Source organism: Paenibacillus sp. FA6 (assembly GCF_051550225.1).
Taxonomy (GTDB): Bacteria; Bacillota; Bacilli; order Paenibacillales; family Paenibacillaceae; genus Paenibacillus_AQ.
Genome location: NZ_CP188820.1, coordinates 3,004,509 through 3,025,963 on the forward strand (window position 1 = coordinate 3,004,509; position 21,455 = coordinate 3,025,963).

The following is a 21,455-nucleotide window of genomic DNA, read 5'->3' on the forward strand; positions in this document are numbered from 1 at the left end:
TCATTCTCCTTGGTTATATACTATGGGTAATTCTTCAGCAATTAACTCTTCAACCTCAAAAAGCACTTTCATATAAACTTTACCATTCTCTTGGTTCTCATGCAAAACTTTTCGACTTATAATCTGTGATTCGCTTCCGTACTTCGCCATAATATCGCGTATCGCACCTTCTATGCCTTGCTTTTTAGCTTCTTCTATCGTGATAACTTCGCTTCTTTCTTCCATTTCCATCACATGCTCTGTCATCCATCCAATGGGTAATTTAGTTGATCTCCATGTGAGAGGATCTTGTTCAATCACAACATCATATTTCTCATATTCAATTTTACCATAACCCCATAATTGAACCCCACGATTACCTAGAATAAGATAGCTTCTGTCCTTGATTTCCCCTGTGTATACTTTGTATTTCTGAACTGTGGGTACCTCAATCTTATACTCATGCCATACCAGCCCCTTTACCTCACCCTTGGCAACGACAGACTGTGAATTTTCCGTATCCCCTAATAAACCGGAGATCAAGATTTGTCCCTTCTTAACTCGGCTGTTCTTTGTAACTGTTGGCCTACCCTGCTCAGCATATATACTCGTAATAACGGCATCCGTTCTACTCACTAAATGTCTTGGACTAAGAAGGGGTCTAACCTCAGGTATAGAGGATTCCACAACTTGAATCGTAATCGTGGTCCCTTGCCGATCAACCCCAACCCATGCAGTCCCAGGTAACTGTCTATTTAATTGTTGTGAAAGCTTGTCCAGATGATTCATACGATAAACCCATTGCAGAGGGTATATCCCCTCTTGCTTAGCGATCATGAGCACATCTTCCTTCGGTATCTTAACATTGCCTACCACCTTTACTTCCCACACAAGAGATGATAAAAGGAATAGTATTGCAAAAAAGAGTACCAGGCCAACTGCAAAAAAACGACGTCTCTTCAATCGAATCATTTGAAAGGGTAACCCTATTCTTTTGTTTACATGTATGCGGCAGCCTGTCCGTTGTAAATGCGGTCTGAGATCATGAAAGTCTTCCACTAACACCTTCATCTCAGCAGTCTGAAATGAAGATGGTTTAACATTCCACACCGGAATCCCTGTCTGGGTTAAAGCATTTATAAATGCTTCTACATGACCCTTCCTTACAGTTATTTCTACATACCCACGCCAATAAAGTAATGTTGGGACTTTCAATGACTCTCCTCCGCTCCTATGTACTTTATATTCATAACGACTCCTTCGATTAGCACTTCCATTGGTAAGATAGACCGAATAATAAGTTCTGACCCCTCTATTTCAAGACTTCCTTCACTCAGTGAAAGAATCAGTTTGTTCGGTGAGAAATGAATCACACCCTGGTGATTCTCGATGAAGAGCTCTTTATTACCAACCATAGTTAAACGCGGCAGATTAAAAACAATGTCTTTCGGTAAATCCAACTTCTCATATGTCCAATTCCGAAGTTTGCGACTAATCCTGGTCATACGAAGGTCTTCCCCCTTCCTATTACTTTTAACGATATGCGGAGGTGACGCATTTTATGAGTCCAAATGCTCGGGATCCTGTATAAGATATTATTGAGTTGGTACTGAACCTATAACACATTCAAGGAAGAGCTAGAGGGCTCGTTCTCAGCTCCCAATGGCAATCCCCCCATATTTATACTCAATTCTATTTCAAACGACTAGGAGCCATTATTGAGGGCTTAGATTAAGATGATTACCAATATCCTGCCATTCTGTTTTACTGCACACACAAAAAGGGGTGTCCCTAGCCAATATTAATGGCTAGGGACACCCCTTTTAATTATCAGGTATCTATTTATTCTAGAGTTTCCGCCTGCTGAACGCATGTTTAGCACGTGGCGATCCTAATATTTCGGACCAAATCAACCCATTCACGGCTGGATTAGTAATTTCAGATAAAGAAGACTCCTGAGGAGCTTCCTCATCCGAGGTAGCATAGGCATCCCACTCATCCGAAGGCGTTGGAGGAATACTACTGTCTAATCTAGCAGTCACACGATTTATATCTTGTTGCATGTTCAACTGCCTGTTCTCCATCGTATCCTCCCACATTTGAGAGACTCCTTCACCCGTATCGTGATTGAGATATGAAGGCTGCGTGTGATTCCCCGTCGGAGTTCTTTCGTAACTTTCGTAAGAGTCATCACTTTCTGTAGTAGGGCTAGGGCGCAACGAACGTTCCTCACCCCCTCCAAAAGTTGGCATATTGCTTTGGGTATCCTTTGATTTTGTTTTCCCTTTATTCATTATCGAAGAAATGACACCAAATGCAATGATTATGATCCAAATATAATCCATGGGATACATCATTCCCTACTTATTATTTTTTGGGATTACCAGAAATATCTCCACCGTCTCCCATTTTACCAATAGATCCTCTCATTTGAGTATCCGCTTCGATATTCTTAAAGTTCATATAGTCCATAACACCAAGTTGTCCAGAGCGTAGCGCTTCTGCCATCGCAAGAGGTACGTCCGATTCAGCTTCCACAACTTTCGCTCTCATCTCGATTACGCGAGCCTTCATCTCTTGCTCTTCTGCTACAGCCATTGCGCGGCGTTCTTCCGCCTTCGCTTGAGCAATTCGCTTGTCAGCTTCTGCTTGTTCAGTCTGTAAAAAGGCACCAATGTTCTTACCTACATCAATATCCGCGATATCAATAGATAAGATTTCAAATGCGGTTCCCGCATCCAAACCTTTTGCAAGAACAGTCCGTGAAATCATATCTGGATTCTCTAATACATCTTTATGAGAATCACTCGAACCAACGGTAGTTACAATACCTTCCCCTACACGAGCAATAATAGTCTCTTCACCTGCACCACCAACCAGACGGTCGATATTCGCACGTACGGTAACACGAGCTTTAACTTTCACTTCAATCCCGTTCCTAGCTACCGCTGCTACTATAGGTGTTTCAATAACACGCGGATTAACACTCATTTGAACCGCTTGGAGCACATCACGACCAGCTAGATCGATAGCAGCTGCACGTTCAAATTCCAAAGGAATATTCGCACGTTGTGCTGCGATCAGTGCATTGACAACGCGGTCAACGTTACCACCTGCGAGGTAATGACTTTCGAGTTGGTTAATATCAAGTCCTAGACCGGCTTTAGTAGCCTTGATCATAGGATTCACAATTCGACTAGGTGTTACACGACGAAGTCTCATGGCAACAAGCGTAATAATTCTTACGCGAACACCTGATGATAGTGCTGCAACCCATAGCATAATAGGGAAAAAACTAAAAAACACACTTAACAAAATAATAACAACTACAGCAATCAATAAAATCGGAATCAATGTTGGTTCCATAAATTTATTAGCCTCCATTTTTCTTATATTTATTTACTCTACAATAGATTCAACAACAATACGAGATCCTTCTACTTTTACAACATGGATGTTGGTGTTAACAGCAATAAACTGACCATCTGTTACGACATCCACCCGTTCACCTTCAATGAGTATCGTTCCACTTGGACGAAGAGGCGTTACACTTACCCCTTTCTTACCAAGTAAACTCTCTTTACTAGCAACTGGTATAAACCCTTTCTCTTTGGACAAGGTATCACTGAGTATGAATCGATTCCATATTCCACGTTTCTTGAAGATCATGGCCACCGCAATAATGACGATGATAGCGCAGATCACTGCAATTCCTAGCGACCAAGCAACATGAGATGTACTATACGCCGCTCGGACTACACCAACAATAAGACTTGCTGATCCTAACAAACCTAGTATACCAAAGCTTGGAATGAACAATTCAAGAACCAGCATCACAATCCCAATAATAAAGAGAATCCATGTTTCTGATCCGGCAAATCCAGCTACGGAGTTACCAAAGAAATAAAGTGTAAATCCAGTGATTCCCAGAATACCAGGAACTCCAAATCCAGGAACAATCAATTCAATAATGACGCCTGCGATCCCCATAAAGAGAAGCAATGTCATCACAATACGACTCGTCAGAAATTCCGCTATTCTCTCAGAAACAGTATGTTCAACGTGAAATACGTCATCCGTAGAAAATCCCATAGAAGTAATCGCTTCTTCTACAGTCTTCGCTGTATTTTCCGAATACCCTACTTTTAGCGCTTGATCACTCGTAAGCGAAATAATTTCCCCTGGAGCCTTAGTATAATCAATTTCCGGCATTTCAACGGTCATATTCAGATCAGACATACCTTCAGCAATATTGCGATTACGCCCGTTAATCTCTGCGGCGCTACCCATTTTCGATTTCCAATAGGAAATCAATTTCGGATCATCGACATAGTTACCTGTACTCCCATCAACTAGCGCAGCAGCGCCAATCATACTACCTGGTGCCATAATAATGGTACCCGCATTTAAAGCAATATAGCTTCCAGCTGAGGCAGCATTACCACGTATATACGCCACGGTCTCGATGTCACTTTCGCGAATCAATGTGCCTATATCTTCAGCTGTATCAATCCGTCCGCCAGGTGTATTGATTTCTAGAACAATGAGTGACGCATTCATCTTCTTCGCTTCCTTGAACCCGCGTTCCATAAACTTCTGTAATCCTCTTTCGATGTTTTGATCAACGGGAATTATGTATACACTCCCATGCTTATCGGCCGCTACTGGAGATGCCGTTGTTGCATGAACTGCTTCACCTAATACTGGAATCAGCTGTCCCGCCAATAGAAATATCAAGACCAAGGAAAATCCCATCTTTTTAATAAATTTCATAACCTAACCTCCCTCCTCAATTCATAATTACCACTTTAATAAATAATCTAACCAACTATGAGAGTTAATACGTACTTCCGCTCACGAGGTTTCAATTAAGTGGAAACGGCTATGCCGTCCTTTTTCAAAAAGCTTATGCTTCCGATGCTAGCGATACTTCGTATCGCTTTAAGGCACCCGTTTCAGCGGAAATATAAGAAAGTATCATGTTAAACTTATACTTTCTTATATTTCAACAAAAAAACACCCCTTAGAATCAAGGGATGTTCCTGTATGTTTATTGCAGAAATTGTTGAACCAATTGATTCACAAGTTTGCCGTCAGCGAGTCCCTTAACCTTAGGCATCAGGGCACTCATCAATTTCCCCATCTCGGCTTTCGAAGAAGCACCGGTTTCCTGGATGGTCTGCTGTACAATAACTTTAATTTCTTCTTCAGATAGCTGTGTGGGAAGATACTGGCCGACTATCTCGATTTCTGCCTTAGCATTTGCGACAAGATCGTCGCGGCCTGCCTTTTCAAATTCTTGGAGGGCATCTTTGCGCTGTTTGATTTCACGACCTAGGATATCAAGCACTTCGGAATCATCCAAAGTTCTTTTTAAATCTATTTCAAGATTCATGATTGTCGAACGAATCATTCTAATAGTGGAGAGTTTGAATTTATCGCGACTCTTCATTGCTTGCTTCATGTCTTCGTTCAATCGCTCGCTAAGATTCATATATGTTAAATCCTCCTAGAACTTTCTCTTACGAGCAGCCTCAGACTTTAGCTTACGCTTAACGCTTGGCTTTTCAAAATGTTTACGTTTTTTCACCTCAGCCAATACGCCATCTTTAGCGATGGAACGTTTAAAGCGACGAAGTGCAGCATCGATTGTCTCATTTTTACGAACTTTCGTTTCAGACACCAGTTTTCCCTCCCTCCGACCAGACCGTCCAAGAGTAATAACACGGTTCATCAACTTTTATTATAGGTGAAAGTGAAATAAGGTGTCAACCTTCCAACTTTTTTTCATGAAAAATTTCCATACACTACAATCGATGACATTACTGATGAGAACTAGAAATGCCAGTCAGAGCCCCTAATCTAGCACCTCCGAGTAAGTGATAATGCAGATGGTGCACCGTTTGTTCTCCGTCAGGGCCGCAGTTATTAATAAGCCTATAACCAGATTCAGAGACACCCAATTCGCTCGCAACTTGCTGCGCAACCTGATGGATTTCAGCAATAATTGGCAAATCTTCAAGACTAACCTCGTTCATCGAAGGAATATGCTTCTTGGGTATGATGAGCACATGTATCGGTGCGGCAGGTGTAATATCGTGAAATACTAATATATTCTCATTCTCGAACACCTTGTTTGAAGGAATGGTTCCCTCGACTATTTTGCAAAATAAACAATCCACTGAATTCACCCCTTGATCTAATTGGAACAACAATTGAAAATAATTTTCATAGTTAAATCTTATTAAATATACCATGTGGCAACTTTCCTTGCCAATAACTAGGGGCAGGAATAGAGTATCAAGTGAAACTTATACTTTCTTATATTTTGAAAAAGAACGGCTTTTGGCGTCCTTGGTCGGAGAGTTCCTATGACGGGTAAGAAAAGTAACCAAACAACAGACCAGGAATCTTCCTGGTCTGTTGTTTGGTACATTCGAAATGATTACGTTAAAAAAAAGGAAGCAAAGTAAGTGTAGTTAGCAACGCCAATGGTAGAACGGCTCGATTAAACCGCCGTCTTCCATATGGATTGTAACCAAAGCCAGATCCCGGATAGTATCCGGGGAAAAATCCCCGTGCATCCACACCTGGATATCCACCAGAACCCCAAGACTGACCACCACACCCACAGCCCTGCTGACTTCCATAACCTTGTTGTGGTCCATGACTTATTGGTTGGAGTTGAGGTTGGTGCCCATAACTTCCGACGGGTGCAGCATTGTTTTCATGGTAACCAGCATGTTCCATGTGTTCGTGGTGCATTGGTTCATGGTGCATTGGTTCATGGTGCATTTCATGACCAACCGGTACAGCTAAGTAGAGATGCTCATCATCCACATTTTCTATAAACCCATCGAAAGTTCTTCCATCCAGTATAACGACTCTCACATAACGATGCATATGGTGATGACATATTTGCTTGGCTTCAACTTTTTCCATCCGCTCTATTCCTCCTAAATACTCCATGATCTACTGTCATCATATTCAGGTCTGGGCGAATGGATACTAATAATATTATTGGATTGTACCCGTCTCTGCCGAAATATAAGAAATAGAGTATCAAGTGAAACTTATACTTGCTTATATTTAAAAAAAGAAAAAAAAGAAGAAGTACCTAGTCAGCTAGCATGAGCTGCTTGACGTACGGACCTATGTTAAGGAAAAGTAATATTCCATTCCATAAGTCCGCCGAGGTACTTCTTAAGAGATGTCGGTTATTAACTGTATTATAACAACAGCTTGCAGCTGTTACTGTGACGGGTGTCACACAAGTTGAAGTTATTAGTGGTTGTTCAAAAAGTCATCTTTTGATCACGCATTTTTACATATTTTCCATCACAAGGCGTGAGCCCCCTCCAGCATTCTCAGCTGGTAGTACGACTAATTTACGCGGCAAACGCGCTCTAAGTTCAGGAACATGACTTATAATACCTACGGATAGATGATCGCTATGAAGCCGCTCTAGTGAAGTGATGACCATCTCCAGCAGATCTGGGTCTAGCGTACCGAAACCTTCATCCAAGAAAAAGAATTGCAACGGATATTGACCACGCAATTGAATTTGAGCGGACAACGCGAGCGCTAAAGACAGCGATGTTAGGAATGTCTCACCACCAGATAACGTGGATACAGGTCGGCGTGTTCCTCCGTTTGCATCATCACGAATAACGAAACCGCCTCCAGAATCTACTTCCAGAGCATAGCGTTGTCTAGTTAGAAAAAGAAGACGTTGTGAAGCAGCCTGACTGACCTGCATCAACTGTTCTTCAGCGATATATTCCACAAAGGCATTACCCCTTAAACAGGATTGCAGCTTAGAAAGTTGCTCTCCCTGGGTCTGACGCTCTACACGTACGTCCTCCAGTTGCATCCATCTAGAGTGTCGATCTATGACATCTTCCAAATCACGTTCAGCTCTAGCCTTGAATTGAATAGCTGCTTCATCTGTATTTCGGCATTCATCCAATGTAGCTTTACAGATGTCCCATTCTTCCTCGGTTAATACAATCCCAGAGAGCTTGTCCTCCACATATGCAAGCTGCAACGTAACTTCTCGCTCATTCTCACGATGCGCTCGAACAACATCAGCATGTTTCATCTCTTCTTCTCGCTGTAAACAACATGCTTCGACTTCTTCTGCACTAGATAATATGGAAGATGCTAGCATTTGCTCCCATCGACTTAATGCAGCCTTATAATGCTCCATAGCGGAATCAACAGCCTGCTGTGCTATAACAGCAACTTTGATCGCTTCATGCTTCAAATCCTCAGCTGTGCGTCGTTCTTTTTGAGATTGTTCCGCTGTTGCCCTTAAAATCTTGAGTTGCTGAACACATTCCTCCAGCAAACTTTCGGCTGACCTTTCACCAACGAAGGCAAAAAGACGTTCCTCTTTCTCAAGCAGCAATTCATGCTTACCCTGCCACTGTGTATTCCACTGAATATGAGCTTTTTCTAGTTCTCCAAGTTGTTGTTCTATCGACTGAACCGCTTGCAACTTACCCTCTATAAAAGGAATACTGATCTCAATCCGTTCCTTAAGGGTCTCAGCTTCAGCATCTTTCTTTTGCATAAGTTCAAATTTCTGTTCAATCTCCATCAGAGGAAGTTCAGGGAATTGTTCCACCCACGCTTGATGTAACTTTGTTAATTCAGTTGTTACACGGTCAAGTTTAGATTTCGTTTCTGTATGAATATTTCTTAAAGCATCTACCTCTGCCATATATCTCATATGTTGCTGTTGAAGCATGCCATCACTCTGCTTCATTCCAACGTTTTCCTGCCTTAGGGTTGAAGTCTGTCTTATCAACTCTTGAGATGTCTCTTCCATCTGATGAATTCTATCTCTCCAGTATGCCACTGAGAAATATGTAACTTCATTAGATCGTTCCATCTCTGTCACTGTTTGCGACTCATCTTGTTCAGGTAATACAACACCAACTTGCTCCATTAATGTTCGACCCTCCATCATAAGCTGATGAAGCTTTAACCGAAGCTCTTGAAGCTGCAAGTGTACTTCCCGAAGACACGCCATTTGCTCTGTCTGAAGGGTCAGTTTCTCTGAACCATCTGTTGTTTCTACTGGATGCGGATGATGTTCTGATCCACACACAGGGCAAGGCTGTCCTGTCTGTAACTGTGTAGCCAAACTTAATGATAGAGCATGCGTCTCAAGACTCTTTATCTCCTCATGTAACTCCGCCTCTTCTGCTGAGAGCCTTCGGATATCCTGATTAACCGCTTTTTCCTGTCCAATGATGACAGATACATGGGAAGTCAGCCTCTCTATGAAAAGAGTATTATTCGACGCATTGTTCAACAACTCCCGCTCAAAGGAACTTAACTTGGAACTCATTTCAGCGAGTCTTTTCCCTTGTTGGTCGTATTCATTCGATACGATTTGTTGTTGCTCGTCACTCGATTGAATAATATGCCTACGCTGTATCGCTTTGTGAATTAACTCCCGCTCCTGCGATCGAGTCTCCAAGGGCTTCAGGCTTTCCTGCAATTCAGCCTGCCTGTTCTGCCCTTTGTTAAGAAGTTCCTTCTCTTTCAGAAGTTGTTCATGGAGCTCCGACTGCGTTCTCACAACATTAGCTTTCTTCGCATCAAGATCTTGACACTCGCTACGAAGAGTATCTCGCTCCTGCTGAAGCTTCACAGCTTGAACCAGCTGATCCTGTCTAATGAGCAACTTGGGTTCTTCTGAAGATAATGTAAGCTTGGCTACATCATCCGTTTCCATTGCGCGAAGTGAACCTTGTTCTGCTTCCTGTGCTTTACCATGCAATGATATAGCCTTCGTCTCACGGTTCAAATACTCCTGTTTGCTCTCCTGCATCTGAGTAAGTAAAGGCATTAAATGCTGGGCAACGCTTGCCTTGGATAACTTGTCCTCCAAATCCTTTACTTCATTCTCTAAAGATGAAAGTTGTAACAACTGTTCTTGTCTACGACCGCGCTCTATTTGCCATTCCCATACTTTTGACAATTGCTCTGCCTGGATTGTAATTTCATGAAGTCTGCGTCGAGAAACTTCCGCATGGGTCACCGCTTCTGAGAGTTGCTTCTTAGCCTCTCCAAGAGCCTCCTTGCCAGCGTTCCCCAGACCTTGTTGCTCTGCCTCCATATTTCTCAGAGTCGCTTCATTCTCCTTCACACGCCGGCTCAGCTTCTGGCCCAATTGATCACCATACTGTTCCAGGTGAAATAATCGTTGTAACATTTGCCTTCTTTCAGTCCCCTTTAAAGACAAGAACTCCGCAAATTTCCCTTGTGGAAGGACAACCGCACGTGTGAAATCATCCATCTTAAGTCCTATCTTGTCTTCTACACAGCGAGTAACGTCTGCTAACTTATCCGCAATCACTACATCCCCATCTGGAGTAACCTCAATAAATCGACTAATGGTGTTGCTGATCGATAATTCATTGGATCTCTTAAAGCGCCGTTCAACTCGATATTGCTGTGCCCCTTCGGAGGAATTCAATTCAAAAGTAAAGGATACAAACAACGAATCTTCCGAGTGATTCATAATTCCTTGTGTTCCGTTGACTGCCCTCTCCACTTTTCCATACAAAGATAGTGTTATCGCATCAAGCAAGGTTGATTTCCCACTGCCTGTAGGGCCAAAAATACCGAATAGCCCCATCTGCGTAAGATCATCGAAATCAATCTGTTGCATTTCACGATAGCTCTGCAGTCCAGCAAGTTTTAGTGTGATCGGCTTCATGGTGCATCCCCTTCTTCCTGAACGGTAGAATTCTCATCAACAAGCTCGAGGAACAATTGTACGAGTCCGTCATCTGGCTCCGCTCCCCCTGTTTGTCGCTGATAGAATTTACGGAATATTTCATGCAATGGCAACCGCGAACGTTCTATTTCCATTTCCATAACTTCCATATCTGGGTAGATGGGCCGGATATGCACTAATCCTTCACGACTCTTACGCAGTCTCTGAATTTCACCAAGTGATAAAGCATCACTAAGGGATATTTCCAAATCAATAAATGCATGAGCATCTAATCCCTCATCCAACCAACGATAGACTTCTTCGAGGCCTCCCTTAGCTTTCCATCGAACTAAAGGTCTTCCACAGGATAGGAACAACTCCTCAAGAATCGGCTGTCCTCCAGGTGATATGTCTAGCATCGTGACCGATTTCGCTTGACCTGCCTCAGAAAAACTATATGCAAGTGGAGAACCACTATAACGAATCATTCCTTCACCTTTCACAGCTTGGGATCTATGGAGATGACCAAGGGCCGTATATTGCGCTCCTATTGAAAGTGCCGATGGATCGACAGTGTAGGCACCCCCAACCTGTATAGGACGCTCAGATTCCGACTCTACACCGCCTAAGACGTAAATATGGCTCATCGCCAAGTTAATCGTACTCGGAGTGAATTCACGAGCCAACATGCCCATTAATTGACCGACACGAGCACTATATGCTTGACGCAAATCATCTTCGTTCCCTTCTGTTACTAACAATTCATTCAGCCGAGCTTCAGATGGATAGGGAAGCGCAGCAATTTTGGCAATTTCCCCTGTTCGAGTGGCATGGACGGTCACAGCATTCACGCTGGGCATGCCAACTAACGTAATGCCTTGTCGAGTCACTAACGGCGACACAGATGACACTCGCTCAGGTTGATCATGATTGCCGGCAATGACGACAAGTGGTCTTCCACCCGCACTCAACCTTGCAGCAGCCTCATAGAATAGTTGCTCTGCCGCAGCAGGTGGATTAACAGAATCATACACATCCCCAGCCATTAAAATGAGATCCGCTTGCTGATCATCTGCCATCCGTACCAGCTCATCCACGAAATCTGCTTGCTCTTTCATGCGACTGCGCCCCTCCAATGAACGTCCGAAGTGCCAATCGCCGGTATGCAATATACGCATATCATCTCTCCCCTCTGATCTTCCCTAAACTTTCGCCCAATGCGACCCATCGAAGAAGTACAGCCACATCTCACTGATTGGCTCACCCATAATGTCCTCCAACGCTTTAGCATAAAGTTCTAGTTGGAATCGATACTGCTCTACTAGTGGCTTCACTCCACCTCGCTGTTCCAGAACACGATCCGTCTTGTAATCAACAAGAATCAACTTACCATTGTCACTGAAAATACAATCCACAACACCTTGAATTAACACCGTTTCATTCTCCAACTGCCTTGCAGTCACCGAAGATTCCTGTTCATCAGGCTCAGATAATCTCTTTATGATATTCAGACCTTGATGCGCTTCAGCTGCAGAAAGAGCGTAACTGAAGGGCATTTCCCGCTCTACCCAATTCGCAGCAAGCAGCCTTGTTCCAATATCACTTTGAAACATGGCAGCCACTTCCCCTGGAGTGATCATTTCTGCCTGTTCCTTCGTCACGATCTGCAGTTCAGTAAGTCGTCGGAGTGTTTCTTCCACTACCGCAGAATCTACTTCACCTGCATGCAACGGAATATGCTGCATGAGCGTATGGTAGACGGTTCCCCGCTCAGTAGGACTCATGCTTTTCTTTTCCATAAATTTAGGACGTCGAAGCTGTAATGTTGAATCTTGTTGAATTTTCTTCTCCTCCATCCAATCCAAAGACGGAAGTTCCTGCATAGAGAGTATCTTCTTCATCTCTGTAACGGATGTTTTAGCTGAAAGCGTACTAGCTATGGCATATGGATATTGCCACTCCAGCTTACTCTCGATGCCGGCCGAGCCAGCTGTGGACAATACATCGATATCTTCGATAGCTGATAGCAGTATTGGTTCTCTTTTCAACATGGCTTGCAACTTCAGCTTACGATCCTGCGAAATCTCCTTCTCGCCATCTACACCCAGCATGACATCTTGTGAAAGTTCATCTGCTGAAAGAACGGTTATGCTCCATACAGATGGATCATCGTTCAATGCAGGAGCAGGGGGCTCTGTAGCACCACCGATCTGTCTCAGAAGCTCTGCGTCAGGGTGACGGATCAAAGCTGGTCCAATCCAATCCAAATAACTGCGACTCCTCGATAGCACATAATCAGGAAGCATATAGGGTTGATGGCCCTGAACCTGAGTCCATGACAACACCTTTTTAGTAAGATCCTTAGCCGTTCCCACAAGTATCAATTTCTCTTTAGGACGAGTTAGTCCTACATAAAGCACTCGCATCTCCTCAGCCAACAGTTCTTGCTGTGATCGACGACGTATCGCGAGATTCGGTAAAGTTGGATAACTTACTCGCATCTCTTGATCCACGAACTTCGGCCCAAATCCCAAATCCTTATGCATCAGGAAGGGTGAACTCAAATCCTGCTGATTGAAAGTTTTCGCGATGCCCGCTAAGAATACGACTGGAAATTCCAATCCTTTACTTTTATGAATCGTCATGATTCTGACTGCATTGTCTTGCTTATCCGATCCCCCTGGGCTACCTAAATCCGAACCATGATCACGAAGTCTGGCGATAAAGGTCAAGAAGCGAAACAAGCCTCTAGATGCTGTAGTCTGTTCATATTGAACAGCCCTATCGTAAAGTGCCGTTAGATTGTTCTGACGATGCCCCCCGCCAGGAAGTCCACCTACCCAGTCCATATAGCCAGTCTCTCTGTATATATGCCATATCAAGTCTCCTAGACTGCCACGACGCGCTTCATTACGCCATACCTCCATTTTAAGAAGGAATTCACGTAATTTCACTCTGAGATTGGAAGAAGCTCCCTCGTCCGAATCTAACTCCGCAGCCGCTATCATAGCCTCATAGAATGATCCAGTCGCACACAAGCGAACTTCAGCTAATTCTTCCTCAGTTAAACCAACAATGGGTGAACGAAGGACGCTCGCCAGTGGAATATCTTGCAGCGGATTATCTACCACCTGCAACAAGGACAACATAATCTCAACTTCAGTAGCCTGGAAGTAACCTTGGTTCTGTTCCCCATCAGCAGATATCCCCTGTTGTCGAAGTTCCTCCATAATCAGAGGTCCCCAAATATAAGCAGAACGTAAAAGGATCACCATATCGCCATGAACGACAGGACGCATCATTTTTAATTCCTTATCGTAAATAAACAACGGTTCCCCAGTTTCACCTGTCATTTCTTTGATCTTCCCAGCGATGGCGCGTGCTTCGAGTTGAGCCGTCTCCATCTCCACCCATTCGCCTTCTTGAAGAAGGGAGTTCTCTTCATTCTCTGAAGCTTCGTCTTCGCCTGATCTACCACCATTCCCGCGATCAATCAAGAGAAGCTCTGGCGTATAAGAAGATTCCTCCACACCGTCTGAACTGCTAGGAAATGATGCACCATACACTAATTCAGCACGTTCGTTATAAGTGATCTCCGCTACACTCTCATTCATTATTTGTCGGAACAATACATTCGTCGCATCCAACACTTGACGTCTACTGCGGAAATTACGAGCAAGGTCGATCACCGTTCCTTCGTTCTCATCCACACCATATCTGCCGTATTTATCTAGAAAGAGTCCGGGATCCGCTAGTCGAAACCGGTAAATACTTTGTTTCACATCCCCAACCATGAAGCGATTCCCTGGGGTATCTCTGGAAATCAGCCTTACGATATCCTCCTGTACACTGTTGGTATCTTGATATTCATCCAATAACACTTCATCGAAGTGACTTTTATATTCAATAGCCGCATCAGAGGGAAGAAGTTGATCCATAGAAGAATCTGGATGTCGTAGGATCTGTAAACAGTAATGCTCCAAATCACTGAAGTCGACAAGTCCGCGTAACTTCTTCTCTGCTTGATAACGCTGACCAAATAGAATGACAACCTCAGATAATTCCTCCATTACTGGAGCAACCTCATGAAGCTCTGACAGGAAAGCTTCTGCCGAGCGACCGAACAAGGAATTTTTAAGTTCATTCAGTATTTTCTTAACATTGTCCCTCAGCTCTTTGACACGATCCTGTAGATCAGGATCCGTCTCATCTTTGCGGCAACTTTTCAATTTACCGAAGGAAATGGTTTGAAAGGCATCATAAAGAGCATTCCACGGGAAATCCTCCAGACATTCTCTAAGGGATTCGACCATTTCTAAATCATCACGTAAATTATCGACATAAGGAGCTGGTCCTCCAGGTAACATCGCTAAAGATATAGCTTGTTGAAGCAATCCTGCCGCTCCAGCAATAGACAACTTAGCATCCTTAACAATACTATGAACCCAAGGACTATCATCTAGCTCTGAGGAATCAGAAATCGAGAAATTAGACGCCATCTGACGTAACCAAGCATCCGGCCAAGAGTGACTTCGAGAGAAGTCATATAGCTTCTGAACAAGTAGATACAGAGCATCATCACTGCGTTCACCGCTGAACCAGTCAGCAAGACGCAGAAAGACTCCCCCGTCCTCTGCCTCACCATACTTCTCCTCAAATAATTGCTCCAGAATTTCCTGACGTAGCAATTCTGCTTCATTCACATTCAGTATGCGGAATCCTGGATCCAAGGGAATCCATTGATAGTAGCGACGAATAACTTCCAAACAGAACGAATGAAGTGTAGTAATCGATGCTCTTCCTAGAAGAGCAAGCTGACGACGCAGATGTCCGTTATCCGGCTCTTTCTCCAGCTCCTTATCCAATGCTTCACGAATCCGCTGACGCATTTCAGCCGCTGCTGCCTTGGTAAACGTGGCAACGAGTAGCCGATCCACACTAAAGCCTTCCTCTTCATTCATAATTTTGCGAATAATTCTTTCTACCAACACGGCTGTTTTCCCCGAACCCGCTGCCGCTGCTACAAGAATATGATCACCGCTAAGCGAGATAGCCTTCCACTGATCATCGCTCCACATACTACCCTCTGGCTTAACTAATACGCTCACGGTGTATCTCCTCCTTGCGTCTTGGACAGCATGTCCCATACTTGTGCTTTGTTCGGTTTACCCATGATATGGTAGTGACTCCCCTCAATCGTTTCATCGAAATGACAGACAGGCTTATAAGAACAAAATGTACAGGCCGTCTCATTCTGAATCCGGTAAGGTTCAATTCTTACATCACCTTCTGTAATCCGCGTTCCAATCTTAATAATATTGTTCCTTACAGACGACAATAAACTTCCCCATTGTTCCGTGCTTGCCACCGCTGCACTGCTGTAGAAACTTCCATCGGCTTTCAAAGCAACTGGCAGAATCGCAGAATGACCTTTATCTAACGTTGCATCCATCTGAGCAATAACATCGCGATCCGCGAGCAAAAGCCCCTTCATTTTGAAACGTTTGAGCAATTCATCTGCTGCTTGCTCTGCATTCATCCCATTCGTAGATTGCAATAATGGATCATGCACATGGAAATATAATGTTCCCGCTGGTATAGCTACTCGGCCAAGCCATTCCTCTGAATATGTCAACAATACATCGAGATACGTTAGCAATTGAAGAGATAGACCATAATACACCTCATGTAGCTTTAGATCATTCTGGCTGGACTTATAATCAATAACTCTCAGCATCATCCCTTGCTCTGACTGTGCCATATCTACGCGGTCAATTCGACCTACAACTTCCATAATCGAACCATTCTGCAGTGGAAAGGTAAGCGGAGGTAGCGTCTTCCCAGGACCGAAATCAAGCTCAAGCCCTACTGGTTCAAAGTTACCTCGCCGGGCATGTTCACCAAGAATAATGGAGGCTCTACCGACAATATTCTTTAATTTTCTTGAAATATAGCCATAGCGCTTAGAGCTTAATAAGATTTCTCCCTGCAAGAGAGGTGTCAAGCGATCTACCGCAATTCCCGCTTCTAGTCGGCATTCTTCAGGTGTTAAACTCCCCCAGCTAACGCTTCGATTCTTTAATTGTGTAGCCATATCACTTAGTGCGGAGTGGAATAATTGACCGATATCAGGCGCCTTTAGCCGATACATCTGGCGTTCTTTTAGCTTTAAGCCATGTGACGCAAAATGTGAAAAAGGACAGGCCACAAATCTCTCCATTCTTGATACACTCGTACGAATTTTGGCTCCGTACAGCTTGCGGCTCGTGTCCACGTGTAATGGCAATGCTTCATTTACGTAAAATAATGAGCGGAGTAACATCAACAGAGGTTCGCGCCACTGCTCATGCTGTAAATACCAATTGTAAGCTTCCCACCAAAAGTCAGGAATATCGCTACCTTGCTTCCACTTTTGGAGCTGTATTATTAATTGACTCAACGTCTGTTGCGGATTGGTTACAAAGTCTAGCTGTTCTTCAATCGGTTGTCCTCCCTGAGGTTGCCCCAATAGAGGCTGTTCTTTCAGGAATGGGAACATCTTCTTCACATGTCGAATCACTTCCGAAGGTAAGAGGACTTTGCCCTCTTCATCAGCGGACGTATAAGATATCCACATATGTTGACTAGCTGAAGTTAACGCATTGTAGATCAGGAATCTTTCATCTAAGAGCTTACGAGAAATGCTTGGAGCTAGCTCCATCCCGGCATCCGATAACAACAGTCGTTCCTGCTCTGTCAGTACGCCATCTTCCTGTAGAATCGCAGGAACAACACCTTCATTGAAGCCCAACAGAAATGTATATTTCACACCACTAGTACGTGTTCGATCCATATTCCCAATTAAGATCTGATCGATGGAAGGTGGAATAAGGGACAATTTCAACTCCGTTAAGCCCGTGTCTAATATCCCGGTAAACAAATCAAAGCTAATGTTCTCATCACCCATTAATTCGACCATTTGATCAAGTATATCCAGAATCGCTCCCCATAGTTGCCGATGCTCTTTGGCAGCCTCTGGTTGACCTGCTTCCAATGCTTCATGACTCAGAAGATCAAGCTTGTGCGGAACATTCGCCTCTTCCAACAACAAATATACGGCTGTACATAAATCTTGAGCAGTCTTAGCTTTCTTTAATCTGTTCTCAAAAGTAAATAGCGGCCCACAGATCGCCGCGCGACAGCGCTCCATCAGTTCAAGCAGTTCTTCACCCTTCTTCTCCCGATCCACATTCGCATCACCTTCAAGTGAGAGACTTGGTGTTGCGCTCCATGGGCGTCCATCTGTCCAGCGGTAGCCATGAATCCCACAAGCTAAAACGTAATTCTCTAATCGATCCATATCTTTACGATCAAGAGAGCCATCTAATGGCAGCAATAAATCCGTCTTGACACAGCGAAATACATCTTCATACCGCCAACGTCTTTTCACAATATCAAGTGCTGAGCGTATAAACTCCACCAAGGGATGATGTAGCTCACTCCGCTTCTGATCGAGGAAGAAGGGTACACCATAATCACGGCAAAGAGGACCTATAATAGGCTCATAATCTCCTAATTGCCGCACAAAGACAGCCATCTCCCTGTATCTAGCACCTTCCTCACGAACGAGGCGAATCATTTCACGCAGTGCTCCCTCAACTTCTGCACGTCGATTAACGGCTGCATGAATAGAGATGCCATGAGGCTTAAGATGCTCTTGTTGCACAGAATCACGCCAAGGAATTCGACGATCATATCCCTGTTCGAGATGCGCAAGCTCTGGGCTATGTTCAAATCTCGGAAGGTTATCCGAGCTGAGTAGTCTATCCGACGACTCCACACCTAATTCTGCAGCCATTCCTTTTAACTTCACATAGGTTGTGGCTGATGGATGAAATAAATCTAACTCGTGTGGAAGCTTGCCATGATCCAGAGCTTTATCCAGCGTAAGTGCGATAGTTACAGAAGATGCGCATGACATTAATTGCTGCAACACCGTATACTCTTGAGGTGTGAAACCATGAAAGCCATCAATCCAAATATCCGCGCCCTTCACGTACGAAGAACTGGGAATAGCCCCCGCTAATGTCATTAAATAATCTTCATTATCCATATATAAAGGAGATAACTCTTGCTCGAAATCTCGATAAAGCGTCACGATATCTCCTAGCTTGTCACGTAAGATCGGAGTCCCCAATCCATTAGATTGCATCAATGAGAGCTGTTCTGATACGTTCGTAGCATCTATACAATAGCGTTTCATCTCGGTGTAGAGTTGACCTAGTCTTCCCACGAAACCCACTTGATCACCCGATGGACCGAACAGAGTCAATTCTTCTTTACGCCTTTGTATGATCTTATAGAGCAACATTCTTTTTCCTTCTTCACTAATGCCAACACGTGCCGACCCACCCGTCTCTTGCATGACCCGGTAAGCCAGACGCTGAAAGCTTAACACCTGCGCACGCGCAATCCCTCTCACCGAACCAGATGTCACCAACGCATGCTCAGCTTGAAAAGAGCCCTGTTCTGGGACGATCAGGATGATAGGATTACCTTGTGATTTCTGGCTAATTCGTGCCGATATATCTTGCAATATATTCGTAGTTTTACCACTTCCCGAACGTCCTATAAGGAATTGAACCGACATGGGATGCCTCCTTTATATAAGGATGAATTATCAAATCCTGTCACACTCGGATTGACAATTCATCGTATAAACTGACTTATTAAATTCTATCAAGCAGAAACGGCTGCTCCGTCCTTTTGAAGGAGTTTATGCTTCCGATGCTAGCGATACTTCGTATCGCTTTAAGGTATCCGTCTCTGCCGAAATATAAGAATTGGAGTATGAAGTGAAACTTATACTTTCTTATATTTTATAATAGTCATTAACTATTATAACATATCCTTTATTTCAAAGAACGTATGTTTGGTTTGTTAGTTGAGTACAACTGCAATCCGATCTTATCGAAATATTCAAGCGTTGATTTTAGTGTTGATCCTTTAAAAAATAAAAATAAGCTCCCTTCCACTTACAGAAGAGAGCTTATTCCTATCCGAACTCGAACTAATAACAAATTTTATTTACTCCGCACTTCAAAAATAGCGAATTTCAGATAATGACCCTCATCCACGCCTAGAATCTGCGGATGATCTTTACCTGCGGCCCGCCACTCGATTAGGCGGAGGATTTTACCCGCATCCGCCGCTGCATCTTGAATGGTCTCCAGAAATAAATCAGGACGCATATGGTAGGAACAACTTGCTGTAACGAGGTATCCCCCTTCATTCACAAGTTTCATTCCATGAAGATTAATATCTTTATACCCGCGACAAGCGCCTTGTACGGCACTCTTATTCTTAGCGAATGCTGGAGGATCAAGGATGACCACATCCCAAGTTCGACCTGCACCAGTAGTCATCGGTTTAGAGGTATCAACCTTATTCTTACCAGTCCCTGTATTAGAACGCTTCACCCTCTCTTCTACACCTTTAACCTGTGTACGAAGATATTGAAAGGCATCGTCAACAACAAACTCCACCCGGTCTGTAAACCCGTTTAATTCTACATTAGCTTGAGCACTTTCAATGGCATGCTGAGAAATATCTAGGCAAGTGACCTTCTTTGCTCCATATTTACAAGCGTGCAATGTGAAACTTCCTGTATGAGAGAAGCATTCCAGTACCGTAGCTCCATCCCAGTAAGGGAATGTAACTATACCGCCACTTTTGTTCACAGGTAGATTCTTAATCATGCCATCTTGCTCAACATCCTGCAAAGCGATGCCACTTCTTCCACCCCACCCGGTCATCAAAGGTTCAATAGAAGCACGATTCTCACGCTGATCGAAGAAATATCCCGTCTTCTGACCTTCTACGATATCTACGACAATGTCCAAGCCGTTCTCGCGAACGTTCACATGACGTGGACATTCTCCATACAATGGTCCCTTCACTTGTTCCATACCTTCCAATTCACGGACAGATACGTCACTACGCTCATATATTCCTTCGGGATGCATGACTTCAATCAACGATGCCACGATGTCATTGCGGCACAAGTCCATGCCAAGCGTCAACAATTGGATCACTAGTACATCACCGAATCGATCCACAATCAATCCAGGTAGAAAATCTGCTTCACCATAGACCAATCTATAAGCCGTCTCGCCTGGGGTAAACCGTTCACGATGCTGAAGGCAATTTTGTAAACGCTCAGTAAAGAAAGCCTGATCCATCGATTCAATGGGACGATACGATACGATTCTTACCGTAATTTGCGATGCAGGATTATAATACCCTGTTCCAAGATACTTCTTCTGATGATTAAGTACGCTAACTAACTGACCCGCTTCTGGGTCACCTTCTACTGTTGCAATTTCACTTTTGAACACCCATGGATGCCCATGTTCTAATCTCTTCTTCTGACTCCGTTGTAGAATAACTGATGCCATTCATCTTCACTCCCTAATATGTACCTGTATCGATGCTTGTCACCGCAGGTTCTGTCATGTTTGTCATGGTTGTCCAACCACGGACATATAATTATTTCAAGGACAAGAACCGCAAAAATGCAAGTTCAAAAAGTCAGCTTTTCAGCACCAAGAAGATTGGATGAAGCTAGGGACTGAGGAGCGGAGCGTAGGCAGTACCTACGTGAGCACCGGAAGGACCGGCTGAATTCAATATTCGATGTCGAATGCGCTTCTTGGTATACTTCGTGATCAAAAGATGACTTTTTGAACATCCTCTCTAAAAG

14 protein-coding genes are annotated in these 21,455 nt (G+C 43.8%); all 14 read right to left on the reverse strand.

Annotation, left to right across the window (positions count from 1 at the left end; all coding sequences use genetic code 11):
• The gene (gene yqfD / locus ACP8HI_RS14140) at positions 1 to 1,194 is read right to left on the reverse strand and encodes a sporulation protein YqfD (protein ID WP_438346874.1); all 1,194 of its coding nucleotides are present in this window, start codon (positions 1,192 to 1,194) and stop codon (positions 1 to 3) included.
• Positions 1,191 to 1,484 carry a sporulation protein YqfC gene (gene yqfC, locus ACP8HI_RS14145; RefSeq protein ID WP_438346875.1) on the reverse strand — a complete coding sequence of 98 codons (294 nt, stop codon included), beginning with the start codon at positions 1,482 to 1,484 and terminating at the stop codon, positions 1,191 to 1,193. The genes yqfD and yqfC overlap by 4 nt, the downstream gene beginning before the upstream one ends.
• Positions 1,485 to 1,826: 342 nt before the next feature.
• Positions 1,827 to 2,336 carry a hypothetical protein gene (locus ACP8HI_RS14150; RefSeq protein ID WP_438346876.1) on the reverse strand — a complete coding sequence of 170 codons (510 nt, stop codon included), beginning with the start codon at positions 2,334 to 2,336 and terminating at the stop codon, positions 1,827 to 1,829.
• Positions 2,337 to 2,346: 10 nt separating this feature from the next.
• Positions 2,347 to 3,345 (reverse strand): flotillin-like protein FloA, encoded by a 999-nt coding sequence (floA, locus tag ACP8HI_RS14155; RefSeq protein ID WP_438346877.1) that lies wholly within the window; start codon positions 3,343 to 3,345, stop codon positions 2,347 to 2,349.
• A 33-nt stretch (positions 3,346 to 3,378) separates the two neighbouring features.
• Positions 3,379 to 4,752, reverse strand: coding sequence for an NfeD family protein (locus ACP8HI_RS14160; protein ID WP_438346878.1), 1,374 nt, complete (start codon positions 4,750 to 4,752; stop codon positions 3,379 to 3,381).
• Positions 4,753 to 5,029: 277 nt separating this feature from the next.
• On the reverse strand, positions 5,030 to 5,473 hold the full coding sequence (locus tag ACP8HI_RS14165; RefSeq protein WP_438346879.1) for a GatB/YqeY domain-containing protein: 444 nt from the start codon (positions 5,471 to 5,473) through the stop codon (positions 5,030 to 5,032).
• Between the two features lie 15 nt (positions 5,474 to 5,488).
• On the reverse strand, positions 5,489 to 5,662 hold the full coding sequence (gene rpsU / locus ACP8HI_RS14170) for a 30S ribosomal protein S21 (protein ID WP_438346880.1): 174 nt from the start codon (positions 5,660 to 5,662) through the stop codon (positions 5,489 to 5,491).
• Between the two features lie 139 nt (positions 5,663 to 5,801).
• Complete coding sequence (locus ACP8HI_RS14175) at positions 5,802 to 6,161, reverse strand: histidine triad nucleotide-binding protein (RefSeq protein WP_438351837.1); 360 nt, start codon at positions 6,159 to 6,161, stop codon at positions 5,802 to 5,804.
• Between the two features lie 268 nt (positions 6,162 to 6,429).
• Positions 6,430 to 6,921 (reverse strand): hypothetical protein, encoded by a 492-nt coding sequence (locus ACP8HI_RS14180; protein ID WP_438346881.1) that lies wholly within the window; start codon positions 6,919 to 6,921, stop codon positions 6,430 to 6,432.
• 382 nt (positions 6,922 to 7,303) lie between these two features.
• Positions 7,304 to 10,714, reverse strand: coding sequence for an AAA family ATPase (locus ACP8HI_RS14185; protein WP_438346882.1), 3,411 nt, complete (start codon positions 10,712 to 10,714; stop codon positions 7,304 to 7,306).
• Positions 10,711 to 11,892, reverse strand: a complete 1,182-nt coding sequence (locus tag ACP8HI_RS14190) for an exonuclease SbcCD subunit D (RefSeq protein WP_438346883.1) — start codon at positions 11,890 to 11,892, stop codon at positions 10,711 to 10,713. Before ACP8HI_RS14190 ends, ACP8HI_RS14185 begins: the two co-directional genes overlap by 4 nt.
• A 24-nt stretch (positions 11,893 to 11,916) precedes the next feature.
• A complete protein-coding gene (addA, locus tag ACP8HI_RS14195) occupies positions 11,917 to 15,861 on the reverse strand; it encodes a helicase-exonuclease AddAB subunit AddA (protein ID WP_438346884.1) in 3,945 nt (1,314 codons plus the stop codon).
• Complete coding sequence (addB, locus tag ACP8HI_RS14200; RefSeq protein WP_438346885.1) at positions 15,819 to 19,343, reverse strand: helicase-exonuclease AddAB subunit AddB; 3,525 nt, start codon at positions 19,341 to 19,343, stop codon at positions 15,819 to 15,821. Before addB ends, addA begins: the two co-directional genes overlap by 43 nt.
• Positions 19,344 to 19,776: 433 nt before the next feature.
• Positions 19,777 to 21,150, reverse strand: a complete 1,374-nt coding sequence (locus tag ACP8HI_RS14205; protein ID WP_438346886.1) for a class I SAM-dependent rRNA methyltransferase — start codon at positions 21,148 to 21,150, stop codon at positions 19,777 to 19,779.
• Positions 21,151 to 21,455 lie beyond the last annotated feature (305 nt).